This window comes from Flavobacterium sp. LHD-85 (assembly GCF_030929595.1).
Classification (GTDB): Bacteria; Bacteroidota; Bacteroidia; order Flavobacteriales; family Flavobacteriaceae; genus Flavobacterium.
This window is the reverse complement of record NZ_JAVFVR010000025.1, coordinates 1-20,669: the sequence shown is the minus strand read 5'-3', so window position 1 is coordinate 20,669 and position 20,669 is coordinate 1. Positions and strand designations below refer to the sequence as shown.

17 protein-coding genes and 2 pseudogenes are annotated in these 20,669 nt (G+C 34.4%); 5 read left to right on the top strand and 14 right to left on the bottom strand.

Annotation, left to right across the window (positions count from 1 at the left end):
* Positions 1-522 (bottom strand): annotated as a pseudogene (locus RB618_RS23235) (hypothetical protein); the annotation flags it as partial.
* 847 nt (positions 523-1,369) lie between these two features.
* Between RB618_RS23235 and RB618_RS23230 the strand changes: the two are divergent.
* Positions 1,370-2,200 (top strand): restriction endonuclease, encoded by an 831-nt coding sequence (locus RB618_RS23230; protein ID WP_308071010.1) that lies wholly within the window; start codon positions 1,370-1,372, stop codon positions 2,198-2,200.
* 1 nt (position 2,201) lies between these two features.
* The gene (locus RB618_RS23225; RefSeq protein ID WP_308071009.1) at positions 2,202-3,557 is read left to right on the top strand and encodes an MBL fold metallo-hydrolase; all 1,356 of its coding nucleotides are present in this window, start codon (positions 2,202-2,204) and stop codon (positions 3,555-3,557) included.
* An 809-nt stretch (positions 3,558-4,366) separates the two neighbouring features.
* Here the strand turns inward: RB618_RS23225 and RB618_RS23740 are convergent.
* Positions 4,367-4,603 (bottom strand): YegP family protein, encoded by a 237-nt coding sequence (locus RB618_RS23740; protein WP_374121166.1) that lies wholly within the window; start codon positions 4,601-4,603, stop codon positions 4,367-4,369.
* Positions 4,604-4,839: 236 nt separating this feature from the next.
* Between RB618_RS23740 and RB618_RS23220 the strand changes: the two genes are divergently transcribed.
* Positions 4,840-5,469 carry a semialdehyde dehydrogenase gene (locus RB618_RS23220; RefSeq protein ID WP_308071008.1) on the top strand — a complete coding sequence of 210 codons (630 nt, stop codon included), beginning with the start codon at positions 4,840-4,842 and terminating at the stop codon, positions 5,467-5,469.
* Positions 5,470-5,682: 213 nt separating this feature from the next.
* Positions 5,683-6,036 carry a DHCW motif cupin fold protein gene (locus RB618_RS23215; RefSeq protein WP_308071007.1) on the top strand — a complete coding sequence of 118 codons (354 nt, stop codon included), beginning with the start codon at positions 5,683-5,685 and terminating at the stop codon, positions 6,034-6,036.
* Positions 6,037-6,607: 571 nt separating this feature from the next.
* On the opposite strand, the gene RB618_RS23210 is transcribed toward RB618_RS23215, so the two are convergent.
* From RB618_RS23210 to RB618_RS23155, 12 genes are all read right to left on the bottom strand, one after another.
* Positions 6,608-7,681 carry a BamA/TamA family outer membrane protein gene (locus tag RB618_RS23210; RefSeq protein ID WP_308071006.1) on the bottom strand — a complete coding sequence of 358 codons (1,074 nt, stop codon included), beginning with the start codon at positions 7,679-7,681 and terminating at the stop codon, positions 6,608-6,610.
* 43 nt (positions 7,682-7,724) lie between these two features.
* Positions 7,725-8,909 (bottom strand): BamA/TamA family outer membrane protein, encoded by a 1,185-nt coding sequence (locus RB618_RS23205; RefSeq protein ID WP_308071005.1) that lies wholly within the window; start codon positions 8,907-8,909, stop codon positions 7,725-7,727.
* Between the two features lie 69 nt (positions 8,910-8,978).
* The gene (locus RB618_RS23200; RefSeq protein ID WP_308071003.1) at positions 8,979-9,947 is read right to left on the bottom strand and encodes a transporter; all 969 of its coding nucleotides are present in this window, start codon (positions 9,945-9,947) and stop codon (positions 8,979-8,981) included.
* A 45-nt stretch (positions 9,948-9,992) separates the two neighbouring features.
* Positions 9,993-11,192, bottom strand: coding sequence for a helix-turn-helix domain-containing protein (locus RB618_RS23195; RefSeq protein ID WP_308071002.1), 1,200 nt, complete (start codon positions 11,190-11,192; stop codon positions 9,993-9,995).
* A 127-nt stretch (positions 11,193-11,319) separates the two neighbouring features.
* Positions 11,320-11,898 carry a DUF4136 domain-containing protein gene (locus RB618_RS23190; RefSeq protein WP_308071001.1) on the bottom strand — a complete coding sequence of 193 codons (579 nt, stop codon included), beginning with the start codon at positions 11,896-11,898 and terminating at the stop codon, positions 11,320-11,322.
* 246 nt (positions 11,899-12,144) lie between these two features.
* On the bottom strand, positions 12,145-12,882 hold the full coding sequence (locus tag RB618_RS23185) for a DUF6515 family protein (protein WP_308071000.1): 738 nt from the start codon (positions 12,880-12,882) through the stop codon (positions 12,145-12,147).
* 19 nt (positions 12,883-12,901) lie between these two features.
* Positions 12,902-13,642 (bottom strand): DUF2092 domain-containing protein, encoded by a 741-nt coding sequence (locus RB618_RS23180; protein ID WP_308070999.1) that lies wholly within the window; start codon positions 13,640-13,642, stop codon positions 12,902-12,904.
* A gap of 28 nt (positions 13,643-13,670) precedes the next feature.
* A complete protein-coding gene (locus tag RB618_RS23175) occupies positions 13,671-15,071 on the bottom strand; it encodes a DUF2252 domain-containing protein (protein WP_308070998.1) in 1,401 nt (466 codons plus the stop codon).
* 11 nt (positions 15,072-15,082) lie between these two features.
* A complete protein-coding gene (locus tag RB618_RS23170) occupies positions 15,083-15,862 on the bottom strand; it encodes a DUF2490 domain-containing protein (protein WP_308070997.1) in 780 nt (259 codons plus the stop codon).
* Between the two features lie 291 nt (positions 15,863-16,153).
* Positions 16,154-16,984: a hypothetical protein gene (locus tag RB618_RS23165; protein WP_308070996.1), complete on the bottom strand. Its 831-nt coding sequence runs from the start codon at positions 16,982-16,984 to the stop codon at positions 16,154-16,156.
* Between the two features lie 100 nt (positions 16,985-17,084).
* Positions 17,085-18,101 carry an HAD family hydrolase gene (locus RB618_RS23160; protein WP_308070995.1) on the bottom strand — a complete coding sequence of 339 codons (1,017 nt, stop codon included), beginning with the start codon at positions 18,099-18,101 and terminating at the stop codon, positions 17,085-17,087.
* A 63-nt stretch (positions 18,102-18,164) separates the two neighbouring features.
* Complete coding sequence (locus tag RB618_RS23155; protein ID WP_308070994.1) at positions 18,165-19,817, bottom strand: arylsulfatase; 1,653 nt, start codon at positions 19,815-19,817, stop codon at positions 18,165-18,167.
* A gap of 637 nt (positions 19,818-20,454) precedes the next feature.
* Between RB618_RS23155 and RB618_RS23150 the strand changes: the two are divergent.
* Positions 20,455-20,669, top strand: a pseudogene (locus tag RB618_RS23150) (hemerythrin domain-containing protein); the annotation flags it as partial.

Genomic DNA, 20,669 nt, shown 5'->3' with positions numbered 1-20,669 from the left:
ATTGGGAATCATAACCGATAGGTCCATATCTGTTGCAGCACCATCCTCATCTGTGTAAGTCAGGATTCCTGTAGCCGGTGTAAAAACGGCAGAGGTTAGCGTTTCATGCTGGGCGATTAATCCTCCTATAGTCAAAACTGTAGAAGTCCCTTTTTCATCAATATAAGTAATAGTTCCCGCTTTTACATCCTGAGAAATGGAAGTCAGTGCCTCAAAATTATTTTCCGCTCCCAATCTATTCCACTTATTAGTAAACCAATAATAAAATCCTGGTGTTACATCGGCTATTGTCTGTACATTAAATACGAGTAGACTATTAATATTTCCATTTGTAATTGTCGTCAAATCTTGAGTGCTGCTTAAAGATACTCGGGGAATCAGAATACCGCGGTCAGCGGATATGATATCAAGCATTGATGAATTTGACGGCTGTTCAGTTCCAATACCTACTTGTGCATGTACGGAGAAAGGAAAGCAAAGAAAACAAATAATAAACGCAGAAACGAGTAATAATTTTTTCATTTTTAATTTTTTTAAATTGAGCTAGTGGCTTGAGACTTATGATGGTGTCCGAAATTCAAGATAAAAATAAAGCGGGATGTGTTTTAAAAGATTAATAAGGATAGGTAGGTACCGAGAAGAATTCTATAACGTTTTTATAAAGATAAGATATTTATTTTATGGTAATTGTTTAAAAAAAAAGTAAGAATTATATTTTTTTAGTATATTATTCTATAGTTTATAAGTACTATTGATGTGTAGAATGTAGGAATTTAATTTATTCCTGCTCTCTTTTATTGTAGTTTTGAATATTAAAAAATTGGTTGCAAATTATAATTTGAAACAATGTTTAGCTTTTTGAAACAACTTACTGTCTAATAAAATCATATTTTTGTAGGAATATATTTCAAAATTAAATATTTCGTTATTTTTATGATTTCCAAGTTGCTGAGGGTGAGGTAAAGTTTTCATTATCTAGTAGTATCTTGGTTTGAATAATGGATTTTATGTCTAGGTGATGAATAAAAATTGGTGTTATTGGACAGGAATCAAGGTAATATTATAAAACTTGTTAAGGTGTTAATTATTAAGGCTTTTTGGGTGTTTAAAATGATGGGTTTGGTTTTGCACTTGTTAAATATGTTATAAGTATAAAACAGGTGTTTTTGGTTTGATTTTCTTAATAATTTAATATGGCTGTCTTTTTCAGTGAAAGATCAACAGCATAATATTATTTGCAGGTTAACAAACTATAATAAACTAATGGAAAGGAAAGCTATAATTAAATATTATGAGAAGTATAAATGTGAGCGGTACTGATGGGTATACCGCTTACTTTTCAAGTAAATGAAATAAGATATTGCTTATAATGAAAATAACAAAGCACTCAGGACACAAAGTCCCTTTTGACAAAGAAAAATTAAAACTTTCTCTAAAAAAAACTGGAGCCGGTACTGATTTGATAAGGGATTCTTTAGTTGAAATAGAAAAACAAATGTATGATGGTATAACCACTAAAGAAATCTACAAACTAGCTTTTGCAATTTTAAAAAAAACATCTAATGGATTTGCTGCACGCTATAATATAAAATTGGCTTTGCAAATGCTGGGACCTGCGGGTTTTTTCTTTGAAAAATTTATTTCCAGATTGTATGCTGAAGATGGATTTAAGACTAAAATAAACTTAACGCTGCAAGGAAAATGTGTATCGCATGAAGTAGATATAGCCATTATAAAAAATAACATTATAACCATGATTGAATGCAAGTTTCACGGCAGCAAAGAAGGTTCTTCGGATGTTAAGGTTCCTATGTACATTCTTTCTCGTTTTAATGATCTTAAAGCGAAACGACACACTTTATTTTCTAATAATGAAACTTTTGATTCCTGTATTATCGTAACCAACAATCGTTTTACAAAAGATGCCCAGGATTTTGCCAATTGCACAGGAATTTCTCTTTTAAGCTGGGATTATCCCCAGGATAATAATCTTAAAAATAAAATAAACAAAGGAGTTCTTTACCCTATCACCTGTCTCACAACATTATCAACGGTTGAAAAAGAAAAATTGCTTATTCTGAACCAGATATTGGTAAAAGATCTTATTGACGATTCGCAGGGTCTTCATAAAATTGGAATTAGTAAAAACAGGATTAAAAATATACTGCAAGAAGCTTCACAAATTTGTAAACTTATTTAAAATGAAAATAAAATTTTTAGGAGGTGCGGGTACTGTTACAGGTTCAAAAACTCTGATAGAAACTAATGGAAAAAGAATATTGATTGATTGTGGTCTTTTTCAAGGTCTAAAATCACTCAGAGAGCTCAATTGGGATCCATTGCCCATTTTGCCCTCTACGATAGATTGTGTACTGCTTACGCACGGTCATCTTGATCATTGCGGGTGGCTTCCTCGGCTTATGGCCCAAGGATTTACAGGCAAAATATATTGTACCAGCCCAACCAGATCAATAGCAAAGCTTGTTCTTTTGGATAGTGCCAAAATTCAGGAAGAAGAAGCCAATAGAGCCAACAAAGAGCAGTATTCTAAGCATAAAAGGGCCGAACCTCTCTACACAATTCAAGAAGCCCAAACTGTTACTTCTTTTTTTAAGGTCGTACAGCCAAATACACCAGTAATAGTTGCAGATGATATTACTGCTTTTTTTGAAAATGCCGGGCATATCATTGGCGCCTGCAGCATCACATTAATTCTCGAAGGCAAAACTTTAGTATTTTCAGGAGATATAGGACGTGATGATGATGTGCTAATGTTTCCCCCAACAAAGCCGATACTGGCTGATTATGTTTTTTTAGAAAGTACTTATGGAAATAAGCTGCATCCTGATTTGGATGTAAAAAAAGTACTGGAAACATTAATCAATAATGCCATAGAAGAGAACGGAACTGTAATCATTCCTGGTTTTGCCGTCGAGAGGGCACAATCTGTAATGTTCCTATTATGGCAGCTCAAAACTGAAGGCAGGATTCCTAATATCCCCTATATATTGGATACTCCAATGGGTGCTAATGCACTGCGTGTATTTTTAGAAAACCTGCAATGGCATAAACTTTCAGATAATAATTGTCGTGAAATGTCCAAAATGTTCACCATTGTCTCTGAGTTTGAAGAAACCATGCGTATTATTGCAAATCCTCAGCCTAAGGTTATCATTGCCGCAAGCGGAATGGTGACCGGAGGACGCGTATTATCGTATTTTGAACATTATATAGGATTTGATGAAACTACTGTGATCTTTGTAGGCTATCAAGCAGAGGGTACCCGTGGAAGAAGGCTCCTTGAAGGCGCTGACGAAATTAAAATATATGGGAATTACTACAATGTAAGAGCTAAGATATTTCAAATTGAAGGGCTATCTGCACATGGAGACCAAAAAGATCTTTTAAACTGGCTCTCTGCATTAAAAAATACTCCTAAATGCATTTTTTTAGTTCATGGTGAAAACCTGCCGGCTGATGAACTACGAATTAAAATTCAGAATCAATATCATTTTAAAAGTAATGTTCCATTAATGGGGAATGAAATAGAAATTTAGATTTTATTTTGGCTGTTTTTATTTTTCATCTTTAACCATATTCTAAAATTATTGGAAATACTGTAATCGGAATAACTTGATCTGCCTAATCATAATTTCTATAAATGATAATAACCCCAATATTTATAATTCATAAATGGATTAAAAAAAGAAATAGGATTTTTTTGCGTTTTTTATATTTTTAGATTTGGCGTCAGTGATAATTAACTACTATTTAAGCTTGATTTATCAGTAATAACTATTAATTAGAAGGTTTTGAGAAAAGAATCCATCCTATGTCATCTAGTTTAAAAAAGCATTGTTGTTGAATAATACAGTTATGGTATGTATTTTTGCATTTTGTTATATCATTTTCAACTGTATAAGTATTTTACTTTGTTTGTTTTAAATGAATAAAAAGAATCAATTGCACAACATTGAAAAAGTTTGTTTTTTTAGTTTTATGCTTGTCATTTATTTCATTATTTTTCTGTATCTGTAATAAGCCTTATTAGTTTTGAAAAAATGTATTTATTTATGCTCAGTAACTTAGTGACTTTTTATCTTAAAATAAAGTAAAAATTTTCTTAGTTTATTTTAGTGTTTTTGATTATCTTCACTTTATATAAAAGATTAATATGAAGTGAGATTTTAAGATATTTAAGAAAGATCTGTGTTTATCTGTGATTTTTACGGGATATAGATTTCTTATATGAAATTGTTATTGTTTTGCTAAGAAATAAGAGGAAAATCGTTCATTTTTTTATAGGAATTTTTATCTAACAGCATCGCTGCCATAAAAATTTAGATTGCTTTAAAAGTTATATTTCTTAGGACTGCTTTGAGCAGAATTTTTTTACCCAATCAATGGCCTGATCTCTTGACAAAACGCTATCGTGCGGTTTACTGATACTTATGATATGTCCATTGGCAGCCTTGAGATAAAAATAGAACTGCCAATTAGAGCTAGTCCTTTTATAAAATTTATTATGGTGCTGAGCATAAATTTTGAATCGTTCAATTCCTTTTTTGCAATTTAATTCTGTTAAATAGCTTCCACTGGTCATTAATATGTGATTTTTTTCATTTTTTAAAATGAACTGAAATTCTCCACTAGATGTTTTGTTAATAATAAAACTTTCCATATCTGTAATGAAATTAAAAATGATTTATAAAAATACACAAATATTCTTACAATAAAAAGGAAAGAAATAAAATAGTAGAGAGGTAAAATGGATTTATTTTAACTCTCTAAAATGTTGAATAAAGGTGTTATAAACTTATTATTTTATAAAAATATATTATGAAGGCATTGGTCATTGGAGCTGCTGGCTTAACTGGTAGGTTACTAGTTGATAAGCTTTTACTAGATGTTGATTATACTTCTGTTGTTGCTTTTGTAAATAAACCGACAGGGAAGAAGCATGCTAAATTCAAGGAATATATTGTCGACTTCTCCGAAATTAATTCGTATAAGAAATACGTTGTAGGAGATATACTTTTTTTCTGTTTTGAAACGGCTTTAAAAAAAAGAGAGAACCCTTGGAAATCAGACCTTATAGACTTAACGGGCTTCATTATGCTGGCTTGGAAAAATGGGGTAAGCTCTTTCATCTTAGAATCCTCTCTTAATGCATCTTCTGACAGCTGGATACTCTATTTAAAGATGAAAGGAATCTTAGAAGAAATGATTTCGGAGTTTTATTTCGAGCAGTGCATCATTTTCAAACCAGGATTGTTGGTAAGAGATGAAACTGGAGGAATGAGCGAAAAGATTATGATTAATACTGTGCGAGTCTTTAATGCTGTTGGAATGCTTAAGGAGTTTAGGCCCTTACCGGCATCTCTTCTTGCGGAGAAGCTCATTAAGGCCCCTAAGGTCCTGCCCACCGGAATTTCTGTAATAAAGTTTGAAAGAATATTTACACTTTAATCTGAAAAATTATTAAAGGAATTATCTCTAAGATCTTATTAAGACAAAGTTTTAAGCTGCTGTTTTAAACCAAATTTTATGCAGTGGTTTAAAAATTAATTTATGGATGAAGTATTACTATTATTTTATAATTCAGTTTTTTAAATAGCTGCAGATCTTTAGCTTTAACTACAAATTTGAAAGGCATTAATAAAAGTTAACAAATAATCAAGAATGAGCAATATACCATTTCAGGCAATAGATTGGACTTTAGTTAAAAAGGATCAATACAAGGGAGAAACAGGGACAGCATATTGGCAGACAATTCAATTTTCAGGATTGAGAATACGATTGGTAGAATACTCAAAGGGATATTTAGCAGATCATTGGTGTCAAAAAGGCCATATTGTTCATTGTTTAGAAGGTGAATTTGTCAGCGAATTGAGTACTGGTGAAAAAATTAAATTAATCAAAGGAGAAACATATGTCGTGTCAGATGAACTTAGCTCACATCGTTCCATTACAGGTGCGGAAAACCATGTAAAACTTCTTATTATTGACGGAGATTTTTTAAAACATACTCAATAAATTAATAATTCAGCTTATTTGCATATTTGAAGGATAAAAATGTCTTCAATGATCTCAAATAAAGCTTTTTTTGAGTGCTTAAAGCAATAAATGTTTTTACTAGCAGGATATCTAAGAGAGGAAATTATAGATTTTTGAATTTAATTTTACATCCTTCGAAAATGATGCTCCAGCGTTGTCTTTTAAATAAAGAGGCATACTTAGTGCCTATATGCTTATAATTTTTCTGATTCAATCAGAAGTCCAATCAAATCATAAGATGCCAAGATAAGCATTACTTTGAATGGGCTTTAATAACCTGAAAAATTTATTAATCGTAATGATATAATCTCGTAAATTCCCAAAATGTGACCACTGTTTTTTTTTACTCAACAATTCAATGCATCATTGCGCAGACCTAAATTCGGTTTATTTAGTTTTTTGCATCTTAAAATAGGCTGTAGATAATCTATATTATCAAATAAATTCTCTTTTATATTTGATTTTAAAAAGACCTAAATATATTTTGTTGCAACTGGAAAATTTGAGGACTTGGAAAATAGTAATGCCTCAGGTCATCGTTGTAAAATCATTAAAAAGCTTCTCCAATTCTAAAATATAGCCCCCAATCACCTTTTCCTACTGCTGCATCGAGCCCTACATTAAATTTTTCATGCTTAAAAGCCCGATATCGATAACCAATGCCTGCTCCTGGGTAGAGCCCCCAATTGAAACTTTCAGTATCAGATCCGTAAATCGTGGCAACACCGGCAAATCCAACAAGCCCCATTTTTTTGCCAAAATTGTACCTGTATTCACCCTGTATGTCAATAAGTCCGTCACCTCGGTATTTTCCTTGGGAATACCCTCTTATATCTTCATTGCCAATAGTTATCTGCTGGTCAAAAGAGATATTCCCTAATCCAAATTTACCAGAAAAACGAGCAACCAGCACATCAGCAGCTTTTCGCATTGGAAAATATTTATTATACTCTGTAAGAATTTTGTTTGCACTAACCTCATTTCCAATCCATGTTGGATAACTTATCCATCTTAATTTAGTTTTAGTGCCTTTTGTAGGATAATAAATTGCATCTCTTGTATCGTACATAGCAATTATCTGTAAACCATTTGTATGTGTGATTGAAGATGGTTCTACATTGTCTTGATATGCAGTGTCATAATGGGCATATGAATAGCCAATACCGCCATAAAAGGCTTTGACTATTTTGTATTGAAGGGTTCCCCCTGCCATGATTCTCTTACTTTGATAATTGTAAAAAGCTGGTATATCGATATCGTCCTCGTAAAATTGTTCATTTTGATTACCGGCTGCGAAAAATAATTGCAGCCGCCATTGATCTTCTTTAAAATAAAATTTGTTAAACAGTGCTATAAAATACGATTTATTGGTAGTATATACGGCCGTTAATCCGGATAAAGATTTTGGAGATATTGTATCTGTTTTGTCGATTTTGTACATCATCATTGGAATAGCTCCAAACATAAAATCAAGAGTCCTGTTATAATTTAAATAAGGCATTATATTGAAATCTATGCTTTTGGTATGAGGACTTTGTAGCGCTGTAGTGTCCACTGTTTTTTTCTGGCTCCATAGTACTGAGTAACATAAAAAAGATAAGAATAAAAGAAGGAATTTTTGCATAATTAGATTTTTTACGAGTTAATTTATTTCAGGGGAAATAAAATTATCGAAGCCAATTACTGCCAAAAACGACATAGTATGCCCAGTCTTCAGGACCTTTTGCTACATCAACACCCATTCGGAGTTTAAATTTTCGGGCTATAAGGTATCTGAATCCGGTACCATAGCTGTAAACAACAGGTTTGGCAAATGCTTTGTCCCAATCATCAAATGCGCTTGCAACACCGCCGTATCCCATAAGACTCCAGCGTCGGTATAAATCCCATCTTAATTCCCCTTCAGCAATAATGCTGGTTTTTCCCTGATATCTGGCCGCGGGAACTCCTCTTAAATTTATTCCTGGTCGAAGGTAAAAAGGGGGACTTCCAAATGCCTGCTCTCCCTCGAGTCTGAGCCCCCCAATTAATTTTTTAGTTAAGGGCTGATAACCAATTGCTGATAAATTTACCCTCCATGCCTCGTAATCACTTCCCAGTAAATTATCAGACCAGAAAAAATCAGCCTGCAGTCTTACTCCTTTATTTGGTGTAAATATATTGTCACGCTCGTCAAACTGAATTGCACCTCCTAACTGGCTCACGACACTTTTTATATCTTTAAGCTTTGCAAAGGCAGGGAGATTGTTTAAATCCGGAAAATTAATTTTAGAATCTAATAATAAATACTGAACCCCAGCACTCCATTTTGCATTTCGAAACTGCTTCATGACTCGGGAGTAGAACACAAATGATTGAAAATTAAGATCAATTTTTGCATCCTCACCAGTAGGTAAATTTTCATAAAAAGACATATTGACATCACCATAACCAGCTCCAACACGATACATTATTTTAGATTTTATAAAACTTCCGGCGCGAAATGCTCCTGCGGCCCAGCTTTTATTTCCAGTATATAGAGCGGCTGCTCCAGTAATATCAGGATCGATAAACCTTTTTTTTCCGTTTTGGTCAATAATTGGGTCGTGTTTTTTAAGAAAAACAGGTACAATGGCTCCGCCAATACCGCCTAAAGCAGGTTCGGTAATAAGGGTAGGGATCACTATAAAACCATGAGCGTATATTAAAAAATCACTAACATCAAAGGCGCCGTCAAGGGAATCTTTAAAAACAGTATGATGTTTTTGACTTCTTACAGTATGAATCGAAAATAAAAACAATACGCAGATTAAAAATAATTTAGTAATAAATTTTCTGCCAGCATCATTATAATGTGAACAATAATTTTCCATTTTTTATAATTTAAGATTTATTTCCAATTGCATTATTCCCAATAAAACTACTTCAGGGTGATCTTTTCTTTATTTTTTTTCAAATTTAAAAACGTGGGCAAGAGTAAGAAAAAAAGTGTTTCCCTGAAATCTGTTTATAGCATCTGCTTCCGTAATCCAGCGAAGCCCGGCCGAGGTGCTGCATCCTATATGAAAGTAGTTTACCTCGGCTCCAATTCCGCCGATGCTGTCATTTTTACCCTCTACAACGCCAATTAAAGGCAGAGGAATTTCATCACTTGTGACCTTATATTGCAGATAATAAATTAATCCCGCATTCAGCAGCCCTTTTGGAGCTGATTTTTCAGAATTCATAAAATAGAATGTTTTGCCCAGTCCTCCTTCAATACTTAAAATATCTCCGGTTTTGATATCCGTATCTTTCTTCTTCCCATTTATTTCATATGACGCCAAAGCTGAAAAATGAAATGTTTTTTTTTCGTTAAAAAAGAAGGTTGTCCCCGCTGAAAATTCATTCATAAACATGCCCAGTCCACTGTTGTCTGATGCTCCTGCAGTAAATTTTCCTGTTGGCAGATACATTTGGTAGCTAAAAACAAAATCGGCTCTTTTAGTATGCCACCCAAGCTGCAGGGGTTGAATATATGTATCGGTGAAAGCCAGGGAATTTCTGGAGTCAACATTATTTCCCTGAATTGTATTTCCAGCAAAAGCCAGAAGGACAGTGGCGCCGTAATTGGCTCCGAGAATCTTAAAACTGCTGACATATGATGCTCCAGCACCTGTAATGCTCATAGTTAAATCAGGATTGACAGCTGTCTTTTCGCCCGAGGCATTGCGAAGAGAGGATGCCGTGTAAAAATATCCGGGAATATATACGCTTAAAGTATTTTCAGGTGTCTGGGTCCCGGACTGCAGTCCCATTGCCCCCAATATATGCCCTCCTTTGAGCTGTGCCCGGCTTAAAAAACCTGATAGCATCAGCAGTAAAGTGATTAATTTTATGGTTCGTATATGGCATTTTGACTTTGTTTGCATAATCATAGTTTTAAAAATTAAGAAGTTCAAAATTTTAAATTTCCTTTATTTGCTATAATTGTAATTAGGATTTCTTTTTTGTGGTTTGACTCTGATTAGTTTGAAATATTCTGAAGGAGATTTCCCCGTATGTTTTATAAATGCCCTAAAGCAGGTTGTCCTGGATTTAAAACCAGATGCCCAGGCCATACCTTCTAATGATAAACCTTCCCATTTGGAACTATTAATTTTTTCCTTAAAGTATTCTATTCTTTTAAGGTTTACATAGTCATGAAAGCTGGCATTAAGTTCTGAATTGATCAGATTGGAAAGCTGGTTTACTGATAGGCCAATTTCAGATGCTACATCCCTAATAGTTAGATCTTTTCGTAGAAATCTTTTCTTTTTGCTAAAAATATTTTCAAGACGAGCGAGATACAGGTATTTTTTTTCTGACTCAAAATTTGATTCCCTTATAAACGGTGTGTTTTTTGTTTTGAATTCTGTTTCTAAAACTTTTTGATCATCATCAATCAGATAGAATTCATTAGTGTTTAGATGTAAGCCTGTATCATAGAATACCTGAGGCTGAAAGTACAGCCAGGTGCATGTAAAAAGCAAAGCTAAAGAAATTAAGCAGTACGATGAGAAACTTATATTATCGTGGGTATTTAGAAAATAAAGCACAAACAGGGTAGAAAATAAAAAGAGCGTTATCAGATTATATACCCTGATCCATGTCAGAGCCTTTATTTTGTTAATTTCTTTTTCTGTAAATTTTTGCCAGTCATAATTTAGAATCATAACAGTCTGTAGAAGTGCGTAAAGAAGCCACATTGTCAAGCTCAGAAAAGATAACGGATTATAAAACCTAAAAGGCAAAGGCCGTAAAATGTTAAGAGAGAAGAAACTATCAAGCCACATCATTGTACTTAGAGAAAAGTAAAGGATAAATGGCAGAAAATGCAGCCAGTCATACTTTTTATATTTCAGGTTTGCAGACAATACAGATCGTATGTAAAGGAAGGCACATGGAGCCGCAAGAAAAATAAATGATCTGGCAATAATTAAAATATCTGAAAACTCTTTGATTGTAGCAGAGGCTAAATGAAAATTATATATGCTTACAAAAGAAAGACTCAAGAGAAAAAGACCTAAGAAAAAGCTTGCTTCATATTTTTTTTTCGAAAGCAGAATTACAAAAGATAGTGCCAGACCAGCTATTGCAGCTATAAAGAAGGAAAGTAAAAGTATGGTGTCTTTCATAGGTTTGAATCTTTTTTTGGATTTGTCGTCTTATATAAAATTACAGACTATCAAATTTTGGTTGTATTTTTAAGTATTATGCCTTTGGTTCCAAATCAGCATAATACTTTTTAAATTAATGCACATATTATTTTTTGGTGCCGCCGGGCGGAAATCCTGCAAGAATTTTTTTGATCGAATCAGCGATAAATTCTTCAGGGTTATCAGGTCTGCTGTCAATCTGGGAATTTCCGATTCCCTGCCATAATAATTTTTGAGTTTTTGTAGATACAATATCAATTATTAGAGAGCCGTCAACATAATCATAGGTATTAAAGGATGTAGTGGCACCACCCATCATTGCACCGCCGCCCCAGTATCCATAAGGGCGGTACATTCCTCCATAGCCATAAAAATCAGAGTTAGCCGTAACCTGGGTTTTATTTTTTAAAATTGTTACTGCGTTTACTTTTAGATCTGGATTAGAGGCTGTTTCAATGAAACCTTTGCTTATCATTTCACTGCGTATCGCTTTTGTAATTCGATCTGCATTTAACTGGTTTATCTGTCCCTGCTGCGCTTTTAAATCATAAAGAGAAAAAGTCTTATACTCTTTGAAGTTTACTGCATGGTCGTAATCAGTTGTAACATTTACAGTTGGAGAACAGCTGTAAAACAATCCAAGCATCAATGCTTGGATTATTCGAAGATTTATTTTGATGTTCATCTTATGGTTATTTTAAATTAATGATTGAACTAGTTTAACTTGAAGGTTAAAATTCAGCTTAAACAATTACAATGTATGCATGGCTCTGTAAATTGGATGCTTTTTCTTTTATAAGCCGCTGACTAGTTGGTTTTTGTAATTGTGTTAAAAAAACAGTATGATTTTTTTTGGTAAAAGATTTCTGATTCCTGATTTATGTCTGCTAATCTTTTTCATAATATGATAAAATATTAAATTTCCAGTTTCTTATTTTCCCTGAACAACAACATAGCTGTCCTGGCCGTCTTTAGAAATAGGCTGGTAATAAACATTATTATAAATCATGTATTTTTGGCCGTCTATAGTTTTTTCTTCAGCTCCCTCAGGCAGATGCATAACAATGGCTCCAACTGGCGCATTTACTACTTTGTATTTATTGGATGCTTTTGCATAGTAAGCCCCTCCATAGTAGTAATAGGCTGTCCCGGAAACATTAATGGTAACATAACCTTTTGGCAGTTCTGAGATCGTTGCCCCCAATGGTGCTGGCACTACTTTGTACCCACTAGATTCTTTTTGGTAATACACTCCATCATCATAATGGTATTGATTATTTTCAACCGTAATTACAATGGCAGCTGTTGTTAATGTTGCCATAAAAAAACCTATCGGGTACCATGTTGGTCCCCAATAGTAAGGCACAAAAGGATGGTAGATATAGGGATATGGAACTGGATAAGGGTGAAACGGTGGCGGTAATGGTCTTGGATATGGGTGCGGGTACGGATGCGGCGGCGGCGGTAATGGACGAGGCGGAACCGGTCTTGGTCCAGGCGGTATTGGTCTGGGCATCGGACGAGGCATCGGTGCTGGTCTGGGCATTGGTCTTACGGGGGTAAAATGACCAAAACGCTGTGCTGCTGCTTCTTCTGGAATCATAAGTAACAGAGCAAAAAAAGCCGTAATTATGATGCTGATTTTATTTTTAGATGGATATGACTTCATAACTATATCGTTTATAGGATTATTTAGTGGTTTCTCGAGGTGCAAGTCTTACTTTAGTAGCTTTTGGAGGTGTTATGAATTCAAACATAGAATCTGGATAATCCAGATTAACGGCCCAATCTTTATAAAGAGCTTCATATTGAGGTTTGTCTTTATCAGAAGTATAAATAATGACCAATTTTACAGGCAGGTGCAGGTCGTCATTACCTACCCAGAATTGATAGCTTTTTGTTTTATCATTTCCGATAATATGAAAACACTCACGGCCATCGACTATTGTTTTTCCCAGAAAAATTAAATTTCCTTGTTCTGAGAGCAGATCTTGTAAAAAAGCAGGGTAGAAAAAATCTGCCCCGGGAAATTCGATGCCAAATTTTTTACTTACTTCATCAATGGTTTCAATTATTGAACCGGGAGCGGTGGTAAAACCGTAAGTATTATTATCAAATGAATAATAATTTAGTTTTTTACCATTGTACCATAAAGCACGGGTTCCTTTATCACCAACGGAAGAAATCTTCATTTTATCAGGAAACGTCATAATAACTTTGTCCGTTGTGCTGTGTTTTACAAGTCCCAAGCTTTCGTTGGGCACATCATAAGTTGTAACAGCTGTGAAACTGCAGGACTTTATATCCTGCAAGGTTTCGGCAGCTCGGTGTAAAAGATAAACTGCAGAAGAATCAATACGCTGCGTCTGGCCTTTTGATGTGATTGACATAATCACAAGACCTATCAAAAACAAAAACTTTTTACTCATATATTCTATTTTATTAATTACTATATGCCTAGATTTCCGTAGAAATAGGCAGTTTTCCCTCTTTTACAGCTTCTAGCATTTTACTATAATCTGATTGGTTTTGGTCTGCATATGAAATTGAAAATTTTGCAATAGCATTAGCAAACTCATTACTTTTTCCCATGTAACCTGATAATACTGAAGGGTCTCCCGTACGAGCATGGGCTCTTGCAAGGGCCCAGCCGCATGCCTTTGCATAATCTTTAAGATTTTTTGGTTTCATAATTTCAAGAACTGGTTTTATTTTGGTATCCCTCAGCTGTCGTATATAGACAAACTTGCCATTATCATCATTTGTCCATCCTAAAAATATATCTGATGCAGTCTGCATCAGTTTCTGACCTTTTACAATACGTTCGCCCTGATGACTGTACTTTCCTTTACTTTTTAAGTTCGATTCTAATACACTTTGCCTGGCTTCTTTAAATTGCAAAAAAATGGGCTCTCCTGTGGCTGACATTAATAAACTGATGCCGCAGCGGGTACCAACACTTCCAATTCCAACTACTTTTATTGCCAGATCATGCAAAGTGTACCTGCTTAGTAGTACTTTTTTTTCATCAGACAATGTTTCAAGGTAACGTCTATGTATGGTTTCTGCTTCTTTTAAAATTTGTATTCCCTCATGATCTATTGGATGAAAAATTAAAGGAGGATTATCTTTTATACGGGCTCGAGAGCCTTCAAGTTGTGTCATTTTTGCAAACTCTTTTTCATGGGCTGTATGTTCTGCTGCTTTTTTTATTTGTTTCTGCTGAAAAGATTTGATATCTTGGTCATGCCCTTTTTCAATCAATTGGGCTAAATCTATATCGGCGTACCAAATTTGAAGAGCAGATAGTTTGCTATATTCTATCATGTGCCTTTTATAGCTGTCCGCTGCAAGCCAGGCGGATTCCTGACAGGTTTTATTGGAAAATTTTTTTGATCTTCCGGCGATAACAAAACTTGTCGCAAGTCTTTTTATATCCCATTCCCAAGGTCCTGGAAACGTTTCGTCAAAATCATTAATGTCAAAAACCAATTTACGCTCTGGAGTTGCAAATCCTCCAAAATTCATTAAATGACAATCACCGCAAAGCTGAAGATCAATTCCTGTATTAGGTGTTTGTGCTAAATCAGAGGCCATTATTGCAGCAGCTCCTCTAAAAAATGCAAATGGCGATTCTATCATGCGTGAATATCGAATAGGCAGCAAACTCTCGATTCTGCCAATACTGGTTTTAATCAGCACTTCTACTGGATCTTGACGATTTTCGGTTGGAACCCAATGCTGCTGCTGGGAACGAGGCGTAACTTTTCTGATCGCGGCACCTTTATCATAACGTGCTGCTTTTGATGCTGCCGGATCAAATTTATTATCATTGATTGATTTGAATTGGTCAGTCATAACTTCTAGATTTATTTTCTTTTAAATGGCAAATCTGTTGTAAGGGTAATTCTGATTGTATGATTCATTCGGCTTAAACCATTTTCAGTATCTGATGATTTAAAAAAGACCTGATTCATATAGCCCAATTCCATTCTAATTTCTCTTCGTTTATCAAGACTGTAAGCGGCACCTAAATACAACCTGTTTTGATCCAAATAATTCTCATCACTACTTGCTGCATTGGTTCTAATATGAAGTTCATCATAAATCACTGCGGCCCATCGGGGTTTGAACCAATATTGGTACCGGAGCTGGTAGCGAAACGTATTTTCGAACTTATAGTAATCAAAATGGTCACTTTGGCTGTATGGATCGTCTTTTCTTCCAAGCCAGCGCTGTTCTAACCTAAAACGCTGCGACCATACTTTATTTCCCTCTTTTTTGACTATACGCCAGATAAATTGTTCGTATACTCTATAATCCGGATTATTGTACGGCAAGGAAAGTTCGTCATAAGGCAGATCCCATTGATAAGCAATACCCGCGCCTAACCGGTTCCCGTTTCTAAGATAATAATTGGCTCCTGCTCTGTAAAAGACCCCCTGCAGCTCTGATACCAAATCACTTCCTTTTGAATATCCTTCCAGCAGTAAACCCCATCTGCCATCTTCTTTAAAGGGCAGATACATTTCATAACCAATCCAAGCCGCAGTATTTTGAACCATTTTTTGCCCCATTGTTTCGATACTAGATATTACCGTAAATACAGTTAAAACAAACAGTGTTTTATTAATTTTGATTATTGTCATATCATCAATCAGATTAGTTGCACTATTTTAATAACTTTTAAAACGGTTTTCATTTTACTTTTTATCCTTTTGTTTCTATTTGTTTTTAATTCATAGAAAAACGCAATAAAGGGAACAAAATCTTTTTTCCTAGATTCAATAGAAATAAATGCTCTTTAAATTTATATCGTTATCAGAAGTTTTAATGTTTCTTGAAAAGGAACTTTAATAATTTAAGGTTAGTTTTTTTATAATTGTATTGGTAAGCTGTTTTTCTGTTAAGTATTTTTATAATTTGGTAAAAATCCTTTTTTATGATTCAGGAAATACAAAAGCCAAAACTGCTCTTAAACCCCAGTCAGGTTTAGATTCTGATGGCCCAACAACTGGAATCAAAGGCATTATCGCAAATTGAACCATTTGTTTTCCTACTTTTGTCACCCCGCCCACAGATGGATTTATGGTGATCATTGTTGTTTTTCCTTCCCAATTTTGAGTTATTTCGGCATTAACCCCTAAACTGGCACCACTCTTATAACTATGAGAAACAAATATCTGTGTGTAGAACTGATTAAAATCAGCACGGTCTTCATCACCTGCCACAGACCAAATTTGATTAGCAATAAAACCTACTGAAAGCCCTTTTCCTTGATGCATCACTAATGCGCTTGGGCCTACTCCAAACTTCTCGGTCCCTAAAAATTTATCAGTTGCAGTAGGCACTAAAAAAGCAGGACCAAAACCATAAATTAACCCTTTACTTTTAGGAGCAAAAAAAGCTGTCACCGTTGCATCACTTAAACCAAATTGATGTGTATTTTCGCCTGTTATATCTCTTTGATCTACCACTGGGAGAATATAACGTGTTATTAAATTTAAATTCTCTGACAATTTAAACGGAATTACCGGCTGTACATTTATAACATACTTTGATCCATTATACGGACCTATACCGTAATTCAGATTATTTTGTAAAGGGACACTAATAAGACTTGCTACCGGATTTGCTAATTTATCAGCTATTTCCTGAGCATTTGCTCCTGTTTTAGGTGCTTCTTCTTGAGCAGATACAGTAAAATTCAAAAGAAAAAAAGTTATACTGAATAATATTTGGATCGAGCGACTTGATATGGTAGATTTCATAATTGAATACTTTTAAATTTTTGTAATTGTAAAAAAAAGCATACAGCTTTTATTTAAAAGCTGTATTGCTAAAAAAAAATAACAAACCACAACCATTTTTTTATTTATCTGTAAAAACCTTTTTCCAATCGTCTTTAATACTAACGACATGGTATTTGTATTTTGCTGCAGTATTTAATGACAGGTTATCTTTTTCCTGATAACTGTATTCTCTGATCGAATCATTATGATTTACAATTAATTGAAAAGAAGGGTATTTGTTTCCTTGCGAATATCTGAGCATGGCAAGATCACCGGCACCGCCTTCGTTTCCACAGGCAAAAACAGGACGTTGGCCAATGTGCAATTGAATGCCAACTGGTTTTCCTTCTTTATCATTAAAATGACCCAAAGCAGGTTCTCTTTGCACCATGTTTTTAGCATCATCAAATTTGTATTTGAAAGAAGTTCCTACGACCTGCTCTTTTGGAATTCCGTAAAAATCAGCAGATATTGCCCGGACCAATTCAACAGTTCCACCTGTTACAATGAAAGTTTTGAAACCATTTGCACGCAGATAATTTAAAAGTTCTAACTGCGGTTGGTATCTGATTTGTTTTATAGGGACATTTTTGCCGGGAAATTTGGTGTTTGCAAAGAAATCTTTAGCATCTGTTTCAAACTCATCTTCAGTCATACCGGTATGAGTTGCTGCCACTAATTCTATTAGTGCTTTGTCACCGCCTTTTTCAAAAAAAGCTTTATCTTTCTCTACTACAGCCTTAAAAGGTTGTTTTTGTGCTAAGGCAGGATTAGCTTGTACCATTTTTTTTACTCTGTAAAACGCAAATAATTCCTGAACATAAGGTTTTTCAGCCCAAAGTGTTCCGTCATTATCGAATGTCGCAATTCTATTTTCGACCGGAATAAAATTAGGACTTCCTTCTTTGGTTACTTTTTCAACATAAGCAATGATGTCTTTCTTTAAAGTTCCATCATTCCAGCTTGGCAGAGGATCCCCGCTTGTTGATGCAACATTAGCATTGGTTGAATCTGTAACAATATTATTTTCTGATTTATCTTTGCATGAAACAAGCAAAAAAATCACAACTGGTATAAATAGCACTTTTTTATACATATCAAAAACATATTAAATTAAAAAAAACAGGATGGTAAAAAATCCTGTTTTTTTTACAGTTTATTACTTTTTCTTAGTGGTATTATTCTTTTGAAGGGTTCTTTCTAGTTTTATATCATCTAAGGTCTGTCTTAGTACCGTTGTAGGATTAAAACTTGGCGGAAAAGAGCGAGGCGGATATTCTTTGAATGTGGCTGCAAATGCAAAAACATCGTTCATCATACCATAAGCTGCACCAACATGGTTAAGATTCCAATCCCAGTAAGTATTTGAAGTGATATCAGCTCTTTCAAAAGGATCCTGCATTAAATTAAAGATCTTTTGTAAACGCAATTCCGTAAAAGGTTCTGCCCACAATCCCATAGTTCCCTGCAGACGTTGCTCAGCAAATACATATTTATAGTCTCCTTCACGTAAAGCCACTAACAAGCCATCATCATCAGAATAGAAGAATTTGTCTCTTGCACTCTTTCCGGTCCCGCGTAACAATGCCGACTGATCAAACCCGTCTAAATGTACTTTATAAGTATTCCCATTTGCTTTATACCCTGTTAATGCTTTTTTTACTAAATCCGGCTCGCCTGCTATCGAAGCCAAGGTTGGCATCCAGTCATTATGAGACATTAGTTCGTTGCTTATTTGTCCTGGTTTGATTACCCCTGGCCATCTAACCACACATGGCACGCGGAAAGCACCTTCCCAGTTGGTGTTTTTCTCCGAGCGGAATGGAGTCATAGCCCCATCAGGCCAAGTGTTCATATGTGGCCCGTTATCTGTTGAATACACCACAATAGTATTGTCAGCAATTCCTAAATCGTCTAATGCTTTTAAAAGATCTCCAACAATTTGATCATGTTCGATCATACCGTCAATGTACTCACTGTCTCCGTGTGTGTATTTACCACGATGTTCTTTTCTTACGTGTGTGCGTAAATGCATGCGAGTAGCATTGAACCAAACAAAGAAAGGCTTGCCGGCAGCATTTTGTCTTTTAATATAATCAATAGCAGCTGCAGAGGTTTCATCATCAACTGTTTCCATTCTCTTTTTAGTCAGGGCTCCTGTGTCTTCAATTTTTTGCTTGCCTATTTTCCCAAAACGGGCATCAGGAATACTTGGATCGTCAACATTTGTTGCCGTACATCTTAAAACACCTCTTGGTCCATATTTTTTAACATATTCAGGATCTTTAGGATAATCCGGCAACTCTGGTTCTTCTTCTGCATTTAAGTGATATAAATTTCCAAAGAATTCATCAAAACCATTTACCGTTGGTAAACTCTCGTTGCGGTCTCCTACGTGATTTTTACCAAATTGTCCTGTTGCATAGCCTAAACCTTTCATAACGCCTCCAATAGAAGGATCTAACTGGCTCATTCCCATTGGTGCTCCTGGGAAGCCAACTTTAGTTAGGCCGCTGCGAATTCCGTGCTGACCAGTTAAAAAAGCTGCTCGTCCAGCAGTACAGCTTTGCTCGCCATAATACTGTAGAAATCGGATCCCTTCGTTTGCAATTCGGTCTATGTTAGGGGTTGTGTACCCCATTAGTCCATCGCTGTAAGCACTAACATTGCTTATACCAATATCATCTCCCCAAATAACAAGAATATTTGGTTTTTTATTGTTCTGGGCCTTCACTTCGATTCCGCTAAAGGATAGTAATACAACCAAAAGAAGCGCGTTTTTTAATCCATTCTTAAGTCTACTTTGTTTCATAATGATAAAATTTGTTAATAAATTTGAAAAAATCGAAAGCGTAACTATAGTTAGTTTTAGAACTGTAAGGCAGTGATATTGAAATGTACTTTTGAAATTATGAGAGTTGAGTTTTTCTTTTATGATGTCTCATTTATCAAATTTAACAAAAATTTACAGCGTATTTTGTAATTACGACTCACTAAAGTTGTTGCAAATTATAATTTGCAACATGATTTGATGAAAAAAAAGTAATTAATTATAACATTTTTGTATTTATAAAATGACCTAAAAATACTATTATGTTGAAGATCACAGAAATAGTATTTTATTGATAAAAGTTTATTGTTAATCATAAGTATTTGTTTTTAAACTACTTAACTGTCTTGGTTCTGGATAAACAACATTGTTTTTTTATGAAATATTCAAGATTTGCAAAAAGAGAAGCTTGAATATGAAAATTTACTTTTGAGGGAAATACAATTTTTAATATATCAGCAAAAAAAATATGTTTTTGGTGTAAAATGAAACAAGAGTAATGAAAAGCAGCATCTAATATCCAATATTGATTTAAGTTTTAAGTTTTTTTGCTGCAGCTAATCAACTGATAAAGGAATATTATTGGACACAAAAGAAGACCGTCGTCAGTGATTGATAATTGTATTGTACAATTCAAGAAGAAATTAGAACAGAAAATTGCCATGAAAGAATTAAAAATTATGCCGATTGGTATTACAGTAATGAATTGGCACCTTATTTTGAGATAGAGGAGGAATATATTTTTCCGATATTAGGAATGGAAAATGAAATAATTAAAAAAGCATTAACGCTGCATCGAAGAATAAAAAAACATTTTACAAAAAATATTGAAGT